Source organism: Ancylobacter sp. Lp-2, from assembly GCF_020523795.1.
Lineage (GTDB): Bacteria > Pseudomonadota > Alphaproteobacteria > Rhizobiales > Xanthobacteraceae > Ancylobacter.
Genome location: NZ_JAJALI010000001.1, coordinates 958,375 through 970,227 on the forward strand (window position 1 = coordinate 958,375; position 11,853 = coordinate 970,227).

General features: G+C 66.7%; 6 protein-coding genes. 1 reads left to right on the top strand and 5 read right to left on the bottom strand.

The genetic code is table 11. The annotated features are described in order from the left end of the window. Positions 1-11: 11 nt before the first annotated feature. From LGR54_RS04545 to LGR54_RS04560, 4 genes are all read right to left on the bottom strand, one after another. Positions 12-722 (bottom strand): amino acid ABC transporter permease, encoded by a 711-nt coding sequence (locus LGR54_RS04545; protein WP_230360736.1) that lies wholly within the window; start codon positions 720-722, stop codon positions 12-14. Beyond that, entirely contained in the window at positions 722-1,381 is a 660-nt protein-coding gene (locus tag LGR54_RS04550; protein WP_230360737.1) for an amino acid ABC transporter permease, read from the bottom strand. The genes LGR54_RS04545 and LGR54_RS04550 overlap by 1 nt, the downstream gene beginning before the upstream one ends. Positions 1,382-1,493: 112 nt before the next feature. Further along, positions 1,494-2,330: a transporter substrate-binding domain-containing protein gene (locus tag LGR54_RS04555; protein WP_370638128.1), complete on the bottom strand. Its 837-nt coding sequence runs from the start codon at positions 2,328-2,330 to the stop codon at positions 1,494-1,496. A gap of 72 nt (positions 2,331-2,402) precedes the next feature. Further along, positions 2,403-3,377, bottom strand: coding sequence for an agmatinase (locus LGR54_RS04560; RefSeq protein ID WP_230360739.1), 975 nt, complete (start codon positions 3,375-3,377; stop codon positions 2,403-2,405). 205 nt (positions 3,378-3,582) lie between these two features. On the opposite strand from LGR54_RS04560, the gene LGR54_RS04565 reads away from it, so the two are divergent. Further along, positions 3,583-4,458, top strand: coding sequence for a LysR family transcriptional regulator (locus tag LGR54_RS04565; protein ID WP_230360740.1), 876 nt, complete (start codon positions 3,583-3,585; stop codon positions 4,456-4,458). Between the two features lie 67 nt (positions 4,459-4,525). Here the strand turns inward: LGR54_RS04565 and LGR54_RS04570 are convergent, their stop codons facing one another. After that, a complete protein-coding gene (locus tag LGR54_RS04570; protein ID WP_230360741.1) occupies positions 4,526-11,677 on the bottom strand; it encodes an autotransporter outer membrane beta-barrel domain-containing protein in 7,152 nt (2,383 codons plus the stop codon). Positions 11,678-11,853 lie beyond the last annotated feature (176 nt).

Here is an 11,853-nt window from a genome sequence, read left to right on the forward strand (position 1 = left end):
TACGGATCGGCTCAGCGGCGCAGGCTGAGGTAGCGCGCGGCGATGGGAGAGAGCGTGGCTTCTTCGCCGCCGTGCATCAGGAACCGTCGCTCGGAGAAGCCGGCAACGCTGACGAGTGAGAGAGTGACGAGCCAGTAGAGCACCGCCGTGACCAGGAAAACCTCGAAAGGCGCGAAGGTCTGGCCTTGGACGATCAGCCCCTGATAGGTCAGTTCCGAGACCGTCAGCACGGAGAGAACAGAGCTTTCCTTGATCATCGTGATGGTATTGCCCAGAAGCGAAGGCAGGGCCGGGCGCCAGAGCTGCGGGATAATGACGATGCGGGCCGTTTGAAAGCGGCTCATGCCGATGGCGCGGGCCGATTCCCACTGGCCGGCTGGCAAGCCGTTGACGGTGGCGCGGATCACTTCGGCATAATAGGCCGAGCAGAAGGCGGTCAGCGCGATCAGTCCGCTGACGATCGGCGGCGCGCGCCAGCCGAAGGCCGGCATCAAAAAATGGATCGAGTAGACCAGCACGATGAAAGGGGCGCCGCGCATGATGGCCAGCCACAGCGTGGTGAAGGCACGTCCTACCGGCCCGCCGCGCAGCGAAAGCACGGTCAGCAGCGCGGCGGTGATCAGCCCCAGCACGGCCGCCGCCGCCGAGACTGCCAGCGTCACCCGGAGGCCGGCGAGGAACTCGGGCCAGAACTTTAAGGTCGCGAAAAGATCGAAGCTCATCAGATGCGCCCCCGCACGAAGCGGCGCTCGACAACGGCGCCGATGGCCATGAGCCCGAGATTGATCACGATGAAGCAGAGCGCCGCCCCCAGGATCGGCTCGATCGGGCGGAAGCTCGCCGCGCCCATCTGCTGGGCGGTGCGCAGCACTTCGACCACGGTGATCATCGAAAGCAGCGCGGTGGATTTCACGATCACCGTGCCTTCATTGACCATGACCGGCACTGCGCGACGCAGCAACTGCGGCAAGACGATCGCCGTCCAGATCCGGTGCGGCGGCAGGCCGATGGCCACGGCGGCTTCGACGTGACCTTCCTCGATGGTCAGCAACGTGCCGCGCAGGCTTTCTGTGAGAAAGGCCGAGGTGTTGCACGTGATCGCCAGGACGCCGGCGGTGACGGGATCGAGACGCAGCCCGAGGATCGGCAGCCCGTAATAGAAGAGGAAGATCTGGATGAGCAGCGGCGTGCCGCGCAGGAAGCTGATCAACAACTCCAGCACGGCATTGACCAATCGCCATTTCTGCGCCCGGATCACGGTGACCCCGGCGCCGACGACCAGCGTCAGCAGGCAAGTGATCGCCGCGATACGCAGATTGATCAGCGAGGCTTCGACAAGCCGGGGCAGCGCGTCGAGGAATATGGCGAGATCAGGTTTCATCCGTCGTCATGGATCGCGGCTGGGAGGGAGTGACAGGCATCCGTCGGTAGCCCGTCCGGGTGCCATGAGGGCCGGGCGCGCCTTGGCGCGCGCCCGGCCTGTCTGCAGCGAATTACTGCGCGCCGGGGGGCAGATAGCCCTCTTTCGGGATGACGAACGTGGTGCCGAACCATTTCGTCTGCAGCTTTTGCAGCCGGCCGTCGTCCTGCATTTTGTAGATGACCGAGGAGACGAAGTCGCGAAGGTCCTTGTCGGTTGGACGCGCCGCCCAGGCGAAGTAGGTGTACTGCCCTTCCGAGCGGATATCGGTGCCGACCTGGAATGTTTCGGGCCGCTCCTTTGCCAGAACCGCCAGCGCCGGACGGTTCTGCACGACGGCATCCACCTCGCCGCTGGCCAGGGCCATGTAGGCGTCGGGAAAGGCGGTATAGAGCTTCAGCTCACGAAAGCCCTTCCCCTTGGCCGTCAGTTTGGTGTCGAGATCCCGCACGATGGGCTCGAAATTCGAGGCGAGCTGGGTGGCGACCACCTTGCCCGCAAGATCCTCGGGAGACGCGAAGGCTTCGCCCTTCCGGCTCAGGACGGCGGGAACGGCGTCGATGATCGGCGCGGTATAGGCATAGCGCGCGGCACGTTCCGCATTGATGCCGACCGACGTGGCGACGAGGTCGAAGTTACCGGCCAGCAGGCCCGGCAGGATGCCCTGGAAGGGCAGGTCGAGCTGGCGCAATTTTACGCCGAGCTCGCTGACCACCACGTCGAGTATGTCCTTGCCGTAGCCGACGATCTTGCCGTTCTCGACGAACTCGAACGGCGGGAAGGCGGCCTCGGTTCCGACCGTGATGACGCCTTCGCGGCGGATCTTTTCAAGGGTGGTTTCGGCAAGAGCAGGTAGGGCGACAAGGCCGATTCCAAGGCCAAGCGCCAAGCTGCGCAGCAAAGTTTTCATGTTTCAGACTCCATCCGGCAAGGCTGCGCCGGGGGTGCGTTCCCCCGGTCGTCATTTCGTGGTGAGGGAGGATCAGCGGCTGCCGCGCTCGAAATAATTCGCGCGCGTCGCGGCTCCGATGAGATTGGTGATCAGTCGGCAGGCCACCACCGAGGTCAGGTCGTTCAGATCGAGCTCAGGGCAGATCTCGACGATGTCCATGCCGACGACACGGCCCTTGCCCACGAGGCCGTGGATTAGCTCGCGGACCTGGAGATAGGTCAGGCCGCCGGGGCAGGGGGTCTCGACCGCCGGGCAGAACGAGGGGTCGAGCCCATCGGCGTCGATGGTGAGGTAGTAGCGTCCCTTGTCGGGGATGCGGTCGAGGATCGCCTGCACGCCGTGCTGATGCACCTCGAAAGAGGTGATGATGTTGGCGCCATAGGCGGCGGCGGCTTCGACCTCCTCGGGCCGGGCGCTACCTTGGGCACGCATCCCGATCTGGAAGATATCGCCGATGTGATCGAGCTCCGAGGCGCGTCGGATCGGCGAGGACAGGCCGTCATGCACGCCGTTGCGCTCTTGGCGCCAGTCGATGTGCGCATCCACCTGGATCAGGGTGATCTGGCCTTCCTCGGGATTGAGTTCGTCCAGAGCGCGGAAGATCGGGATCGGAATGCCATGATCGCCGCCGATGGTAATCGGCAGCGCGCCAGATTTCAGGATCTTGCGCATGACGATCTCGGCACGACGGAAGTGGTCGCCGCCCGGTACCGCCACATCGTAGCGCACGTCGCCCACATCGACCATTTTCACCGGGCGATTGTCGAAGATCGGTCCCCCGAGATCGTAGTCGTAACGGTCGAGGTTCTGGCATGCGCGATAGGAGGCCTGGCGCACGGCGTTCGGGGCATTGATCTGACCATTGGCGATCGCCTCGGGCCAGTAGGCCGACCCATAAGGCAGACCCAGAATCGCGATATCGGCATCGAGCGTCTCGAGGTCGGTATGAACCTCCGAGAACATGAAGCTGCCATGGGTCGTGCGCGGAGGGACGTTCAGGGACATGGTCGGACCTTGGGGTTGGATCGGCCTGGGAAGCTCCGCCCTGGAAAATGAGGGCTTGATCCGCGGCTGCTGAGAAGGATGATCGCCCGCAAGGAAGGTGGATAAAATGACAAGGTCGCCAACTAAAGTTGCGAAAAACGCAACCAGCCTGCCGCCGAGCCGGCCGAAAGTGTTGCCACGCCTGTCCGAGTCGGATCAGCGGAACATGCGCATTTTCCGCGCGGTGGCCGATTGCGGCGGCATCACCGCGGCCGAAAATCTGCTCGGAATGGAGAAATCCAACATTTCGCGTGCGATCCGGCAGCTCGAGGATCGTTTGGGGGAAGTGCTTTGCACCCGTGGTCCGAAAGGCTTCGAACTGACCGATTTCGGGCGGTCGGTGCACAGCGCGGCGATCATGCTCGGCGATGCGCTGGAGGTTGCCCGCAGCGAGATGATGCGGGCACGCAACGCGGTAACCGGTATCGTCCGCGTCGGGATCCCCGACAACTGCCTGTCGAATGACGAGTGTTTCGTCAATGACGTCTTGCGCGCCTATATGGTGCAAATGCCCGAGGTCGAGCTGCATCTGCACATCCTCTCCAGCGAATTGCTGCGCGAAGCACTGGAGGAGAGGCGGATTCATCTGGCGATCAACAGCTTGCGCCTGGTTCCGCAGCGCTACGAGAACGAGATCCTCTTCAAGGAGCATTTCCGGCTCTATGTTAAGGCGGAGACGCCGGAGGGAGCTCCACATCTGGCGCAGTTGCGCTCGCGTGGTTTCTCGATCGTCTTGAGAGAGGATGAATTTCTCTCCGATGACTGGAGCAAGTCGCTGGACTGGCTGCGAAACCGAAAGGTCTATGCTTCCGGTCTCGAAGCCGTAGCAACATTGATGGACAGCGGGCCCTTCGCCGGCTTCCTGCCGACGCATTATTGCCGCCAGCTCAAGATAAATCAGATCTTTCAGGAAGTTAACGGAGCCGCCGACCTGCGTTACGAGTTTCCATTTTATCTGACCTATGAGCGCGAGCGACCTCGGGCGTTTGCCGTGCAAAGCCTAATTCGGCAATTTCTGCTGCATCCGCGTAGGGTTAAATGAATATTGTGCCGAATTGCCTTGTGTGATTTGGGCAATGCCGGTGATCGTCTGGGTCTCGACGGTTCGATCAGAAGTGATAGGCCAGCCGGGCGCTGGCAGTCTGGCTGAGATAGGAATCGCCGAAATCGGCCGCATAGCCGAACCGCATCTCGAAGCCATTGGCATGGTAGAGCTGCACGCCGAGGTCGATCCGTCCCAGCACTTCGGGTGTGTCGACATAGGTGCTGAAGGTACCGTTGTCGGTGGTGGCGTTGACGAAGCTGCTCTCGAAAGTGTGCGTATTGTCGGGCAGATAGCTTACGCCCACGGTGGCATAGGGCCTGAGCGTCATGCCGGAATCCAGGGTGACGCGTCCGCCGACTTCCATCATCAAGGACAGCGCCACGCTGGTCTTGCTGCTGTCCTCGACATTGAGCGCGTAGATCGAGGTGCCGGTTTCCGTCACGCCGGGCTGGTCGGTGTAGACCAGATCGGCATCGGCATAGGGGCGCACATACCAGTCGTCGAAGGTAAATTCGTAGCCGGCGCGCAACCGGGCGCCGGCGAGGAAGACGCTGGGATCGCTCTTCAGCGTCTCGGAGGCGAAGGGGAGGGTGATCTGGCGGTAGGAATCGTAGGAGCCGTAGGCCAGCGCCAGTGAGCCGGCGAAGAACCACGGCCCCTTCACATGCTTCAGCGCCACCGAGCCATCCAGCGTGTAGCCGTCGCCCCACGAGCCGTTGTCCGTCGACGACGAGGTGTCGCCATAGGCGAAGGAGCCGCCGAGATACCATTCCGGCGCGATCTCGTGCTGGGCGCCGATGCGGTAGCTGGTGGTGTCGACCTCGTAGCCCTGGATGTCGCGAGTGGTGTCCTGATCGGTCCAGCGGCCGGAGATGGCGGCCCAGCTGCAATTGTCTTCGCCGAGCAGCACGCCATTGCTGACGAAGACCGGGCAGCTCATCGAGGCGCCCAGTATCGACCCGGCGGAGTTGGCCAGCGCCAGCGATTGCGCCTGGATGTCCTGGCCGGACAGCTGGTTCAGCATCGCCGTGTAGCCGGTGGCGGTGTCGATCCCCGACATGTCGGCGAACTGGGTGGCGAAGGCGGTGTCGGCATTGTCCCAGGCGCGGGTGAAATAGTTGGCGAGCGAGAACTGGCTGCGGTTGAGCGAAACGCCGGCCGGTGTGAAGTCCGAATGCGGCGTCAGCGTCAGCGTGTTGCCACGCTGCTCGGCATCCCAGTCGAACAGCAGCGAATCCTGCGCCTGCGCCGAGGAGGTCAAGCTGGTGGCGGTCACCACCGGTACCGTCCCGGGCAGCAGGCTGATCGCGGTTGGCACGATGACGCCGGCGATGGAGGCCGAGCCATCGATGTTCAGGCTGTCGGCGGAGCCGGCGAGCGAATGGATGGTGACGCCGAGCTGGCCGTTGGCGGTCTGCACGAAGTCGCCGGTGACACGGGTGGCGCGGATCTCGTCGGACAGGCCGATGTTCAGCACCCCGTCATTGGCAACGTCGCCGTCATTGATACTGCCGGTGTTGTGGGTGCCGCTATTGTTGAACACGCCGCCATTGAGATAAGCGGCGCCGGTGACCGTGCCGGAATTGTTGACGGTGGCGACGCCGTCGCCGGTTTGCAGGATCGCCGTCCCGCTGGTGCCGAGCCCGGTGGCAAGGGCGGCGCCGGAGGCGACGGTGACGGTGTTGCTGGAGTTGCCGCCGTCGATCCAGACGCCGGCGGCGCCAGATTGCGAGGCGGTGGCGGCGGTGCCGCTGCCGCCCGTCACGGTGGCGTCGACGGTGACGGCGACGGTTCCGTTGTAGCCCGGCGTGCCCTGACTCTGCGCGAAGATGCCGATGCCGTTGGTGCCGGTGGCCGAGACCGTGCCATTGGCGATGACGGTGACATCGCCGCCGCCGGTGCAGGAGTCCACGCAGATACCCGAGGTTGCCGCCGCCGAGCCGGCGAAGATCGAGCCGTCGCTCACCAGAATGCCGCCGCCGCCGCCGAGCGACTGCGCGAGGATGCCGACCGTCCCGGCGCCGGTGGCGGTGACGCTGCCGCCGATCTGCGTGATGGTCACGGCGCCGCCGCTTCCGGTTCCCTGGAGGAGGCTGTTCGAATCGGAGGCGTCCCACGTCGTGGTCAGCGAGGCCGCCGCCGCCGCCGTGGTGGTGCCGGTGTCGGCGATGCGGATATAGCCGCCGCCGCCGCCGATCGATTGCGCGACGATGCCGTGCGCGGCGACGCCCTGCGTGCTGAGATTGACGTTGCTGGCGTCGATCGTGACGGCGCCGCCATCGCCGCTCGACATGTCGCCGCCGAGATTGGCGGTCACGGTTTCGGCGGTCGGCTGGACGCTGATCAGGCCGCCGCCGCCGCCGATCGACTGCGCCAGCAGGCCGATCGAATAGGCGCCGGTGGTGGAAACGTTCAGTATGGCGTTGGTTTCGCCCTGCTGCACCAGCACCGTCCTACCATCGCCGCCGGAGCCGGAATTGCCGCCGGCGGTCAGCTCCCACTGGGTGCCTTGCTGCGTGAGGCCGCCGAACAGGCTGCTGCCCGCGCCGCCGATGCCGCCGCCGCCGCCCACCGATTGCAGGATGATGGCATCGGCCGCGACGCCGGTGGTGGCCACGGTCGAGCCGTTGCTGTCGCCATATTCGAACTGCACCGGGCCGCCGGCACCGCCGCTGCCGGCGTTCCCGCCCTCGTCCTGGCCGAGCGTCACGAGACCCGTCGCGCTGTCCGAACCGTCGCCGGCCATGCCGCCACCGCCACCGACGCTTTGCGCGACGATGCCGCTCGCGGCATAGCCGGCGGTCTGGATGATGGCGTCGCCCTGTTGCAGGTCGATGAACACCTCGTGGGCATCATTGCCCGAGCCGCCGCTGCCGCCGAGCGCGACGGTGGCATTGATGGTGATCTCGGGAAGGCCGCCGGTGCCGGTCGCCGCCGCCGTGCCGCCCTTGCCGCCGCCGCCGCCGATGGACTGCGCGACCACGCCGCTCGCCCAGTCGCCGCTGGTGGTGATCGGCGCCGATATCGCGACCTCGACATTCCCGCCCGTGCCGCCCTGCGCGCCCGTGCCCCCGATGGACAGCGTGAAGCTCGTATCGATGGAGGGAATGTTGCTGCCGTCGTTGTCGCCCTGGAAAACGTTCTGCAGGAAGTTGGACACCTCGCTGGAGAATTCGCGCTCGGCATAGCCGTTATTGGTGGCGACGATCGGGTTGTCGGCCGAGCCGTCCGAGCCCGCCGATCCGGCCGTTCCACCGCCGCCGCCAATCGACTGTGCGAGCACGCCGACCGCGTCGCCGCCATGGGTGGAGATCGGCGCCGCGACGTCGATGTTGAGGTTCCCGCCATTGCCGCCGGTGGCGGTGGAGCCGAGGCCCAGATTGACCGTCACGCTCGGCTTCAGCGTCGCGCTGTTCTGACCGGTGCCGATGGTCTGCGCCAGGCTGTACGAGCCGCCTTGCGAGGTGCCGCCGCCACCGCCGATCGACTGCGCCAGCAGGCCGACCGAGCCGGAGCCCCAGGTGGTGATGCCGTCGCCGGGGCCGATATAAGCGTAGATCTGGCCGCCGTCTCCGCCCGCGCCGCCCTGTGAGCCCAGCGTCACCGAGATCGATGTGCTGCTGCCGGTGCCGAAGGACTGGGTATTGCCGGCGCCGAAGCCGGCATCGCCGCCGCCGCCGCCGATCGACTGCGCCGTTATGCCATTGGCATAGTCGCCATAGGTGGTGATGGAGGTCGCCGCACTGCCAGCCGGATCGGCGGTGAAATTGCCGGAGCCGTCGAGCGTGCCGCCAAGCGCCACCAGCACCTCGCCGCCCGCCCCGCCGCTGCCGCCGGTTCCACCCATGGAGACGGTCGTCGTGACGGCAATCGAGGTGGCATCGCCCGGCACGTCATAGCCGAGCACGGCGGCATTGGCGGAGGAATCGCCGCCCGCGCCACCGCCGCCGCCGATCGACTGCGCCAGCACGCCGGCAGAGCCCTGGCCATAGGTGGCGATGGTGCTGCCCTGCGTCTGGAAGAACTGCGCCGTGCTGCCGTCACCGCCATCGCCGCCCGAACCGCCCACTGCGAGGCTCACGGACACCCCGATCTGGTCGCCGCTCGGCGTCGGGATCGCCAGCACCAGCGATTGCGCCGTCGCGGCACCACCTACGCCGCCGCCGCCGCCGATGCTCTGCACGACGATGCCGTAGCTGTCGACCGGCAGCATGTTGCAGGTCGCGTCCGTGCAGTGCGACTGTTCGAGCAGGATGCCCTCGCCCAGCAGCATGATCTGCAGCCCGGTCAGCACCGAGGTGCCCGCAAGGGTGACGGTCGACGTCGAAGCGTCTCCGCCGGTGCCGCCGGCACCACCAATCGCCGAAGCCACGCCGAGGCCTGCCGACACCGCTGTCGAGATTGCCCAGCCGCCATTGCCCCCGCCACCGCCGATCGACTGCGCGAGAATGCCGGGCGCCTTGGTGCCGGCGGTGGTGATGGAGCTGTCATCTGCATTGACGGTGACCGCGCCGCCATCGCCGCCACCGCCGGCCTTGCCGCCGACCGCCGCCGCCGTGAAGAGGCTGTCGGCGCTGGCATTGCCGCCATTGCCGCCGCCGCCGCCAATCGACTGCATGACCACACCGGCCGAGCCATCGTCGAGCGTGAGGATCTCGGTGCCGGAGTTGAGGTGAGCCGTCACCGTCCCGCCGGTGCCCCCCGCGCCGCCATTGCCGCCGATGACAACATTACCGCCGGCGGCGCCGCCGCCATCGCCGCCGCCGCCGCCGATCGACTGGCCGAGCACGCCGATGGCCCCGAAGCCGTCGGTGACGACGCTGCCGCCGTCCGAGGTGAAGAGCACATCGCCGCCATCGGACTCATGGGGCGTGTCGCTGGCGCTGCCGCCGATCGTGTCGAAGGAGCCGCCAGCCTGGCCACCGGCGCCGCCGCCGCCGCCGATGGATTGCAGCAACGCGCCATGCGCGTTCGATCCATAGGTGGTGATGGTGCCGCTATTGGTCACGGAAACGCTGCCGGTGGTGCCCGCCGCCGCGCCGGTGCCGCCCGTGCTCTTGAAGGTACCGTAGGAATAGCCGCCACCGCCGCCCGAGCCGGCGATCGACTGCGCGACGATGCCGCGTGCCGAAGCCCCGTGCGTGGTGATCGCGCCAGCATTGGCGACGGAGACATTGCCGGCGTTCCCGCCACTGCCGCCGGTGCCGGCATGCGCATGCGCGCCGCTCGCGTCGCCGCCATCGCCGCCGCCGCCACTGATGCTGGTCGCCACGATGGCCGAGGAGGACAGCCCATAGGTGGTGATCGCCGAACCGGGATCGAGGGTGACCGTCAGGTTCCCCGCCGAGCCGCCATCGCCGCCGTCGCCGCCATGTTGTTCGATGGAGCCGCCATCGGCCAGGCCGCCGGCTCCCCCGCCGCCGCCTTGCGAGAGCGCGTAGATGCCGACGGACTGATCCTGCAGCGTGGTCACGGAGGCGCCCGTCAGCTGGACATTGACGGCGCCGCCATTTCCGCCGTCTCCGCCGGCACCGGCGGTGATGCTGTCGAGGCTGTCGGCCGCTTCGGCGCCGGCGGTGCCGTTGGCGCCGAGGCTGGACGCGGAGATGCCCGGAGAATTAGTGCCCTGCGTTACCACGGCCACCGGTTGACCTGCCCCGGTGAGGCCGATGTCGAGAGTGGCGAAGACGCTGCCGCCCGCGCCGCCCGCGCCGGCGGTACCGGCGGCCGGTATGACGCCGCCGCTACCGCCCGTGCCGCCCTGCAGCAGCGCCAGAATGCCGGCGGAGTTGTCGCCATTGGTGAAAATGGTGACCGGAGCGGTCAGTGCGGCGATCTGGATGCCGCTATCGGCGTCGGTGTAGACGTCACCGCCCGCGCCGCCGTTGCTTTCGTAGCTGTAGTTGTTGAACTCCCAGAAAGAGCAGTCATTGAAGTTCTGGCAGCCGGAATACCCGCCGCTCCCGGCCTGTACCAGCAGTGCGAGGGCGGGCAGCCCGCTGCCGGTGGTGGTGACGCTCGCATCCACGATGTCGATGCCGGCCCGCGCCCCCTGCGCACCGTCGCCGCCATTTTGTTGGTTGCCGTAGCCCGCCCCGCCATTGCCGCCGAAGGTCGCCGCGAACAGGCCGGCGCCCTGCAATGGGGTGCCGGGCGAGACGGCGTTGAGCATCGAAAGGCCGGGAACCGCGACATCCCGGGGCGTCCCGTTCGCCGTGACCGTCACGTCGCCGCCAGCGTTCAGGACGATTTGCGACTGTCCGGCCCAGATGCCGTCGCCGCCGCTTGCAATCGTGTACGCGGCGACGTTCGCCCCGCCGCTGCCGGTCGAGATCGCCTGGATGCCGAAGACGCCGCTATTGTTGCCGACATTCTGCCAGGTCCAGTCGACGGTCACCGGCGCCGCGTTGATCACGGAGATGATGCCTCCGAACCCCGAATCGGCGCCGGCGGTGCCCTGATAGGCACCGGTGGAGAAGGCGTCGATGCCGGCCGCACCCTGCTGGCCGATCGCCGTCAGGGTGATCGCGCCGTCATTATAGACGGAGGCGCCATAGGAATTGCCGAAGGTCGCCCCACCCTGGTCGCTCACCCAGATGCCGAAGGCTTCCACCACCTGGATGGCCGACGAGGGGGCGATGGTGATGGTGCCATAGTTGAACACCGCGGCGGCAGCGGTGGTGTTGCCGAGCCCGCTCGCCGCCTGCTGCGCCCAGATGCCGAAGATGTCGTAGTCATAGTAGGCCGACGCGCCGTCCCCGAGCGTGATCGCCCCGGTGTTGACGACGGTCAGGCCGGAGGCGTTGCCGTTGTTGACCGTGTTGTCGCCGGTGAGCGACGCGCCCAGCGCATAGGCGCCGACCGAGGATGTCGGGGCCGTGCCGACGCCGATGCCGATGGTGCCGGCATTGTTCACCGTCAGCGCCGTACCGGAAGGGGCATCGCCCGGCTCGGTGACGGTAATGGGCGAGGCGTAGCTTCCCTCGGGAATGGAACAGCTATAGCCGCTGCCCGACGCTTCGCAGGTCGCCTGCGCCACGGCCTGACCGGGGATGACAAACCAGGCGGCGCTAACCAGCAAGCCGGTCAGCAGCCTGCCGCGCCCGACCGCTGGCGGGCACGACGCGGCGAGGTCGGCGGCGAGGTCGCCGGCGTGCCATATCGGAGCGCGGTTCGCGACCACCCCGGATGCAGGGGGCCGGGCACGAACGTTCATCGCATGCAATTCCCGCGTTCCCGGGAGCAATGATACAGTGCTCGAACGGCCTTCGACGGTGAGGCGCGTGGTCTTTTTGTACCGACCACGAATTGTTTCGATTTTCACCATCGCCGCCCCCAGCAAATAACCTGCTCGTCAGGTTCGAACCGGCGGCACAAGACACTTCACGCGTT

What these genes read in the sequence shown, in the direction of transcription:
- LGR54_RS04545 (WP_230360736.1), bottom strand. Translation starts at nt 722, where the DNA reads ATGAGCTTCGATCTTTTCGCGACCTTAAAGTTCTGGCCCGAGTTCCTC.
- LGR54_RS04550 (WP_230360737.1), bottom strand. Translation starts at nt 1,381, where the DNA reads ATGAAACCTGATCTCGCCATATTCCTCGACGCGCTGCCCCGGCTTGTC.
- LGR54_RS04555 (WP_370638128.1), bottom strand. Translation starts at nt 2,330, where the DNA reads ATGAAAACTTTGCTGCGCAGCTTGGCGCTTGGCCTTGGAATCGGCCTT.
- LGR54_RS04560 (WP_230360739.1), bottom strand. Translation starts at nt 3,377, where the DNA reads ATGTCCCTGAACGTCCCTCCGCGCACGACCCATGGCAGCTTCATGTTC.
- LGR54_RS04565 (WP_230360740.1), top strand. Translation starts at nt 3,583, where the DNA reads ATGCGCATTTTCCGCGCGGTGGCCGATTGCGGCGGCATCACCGCGGCC.
- LGR54_RS04570 (WP_230360741.1), bottom strand. Translation starts at nt 11,677, where the DNA reads ATGAACGTTCGTGCCCGGCCCCCTGCATCCGGGGTGGTCGCGAACCGC.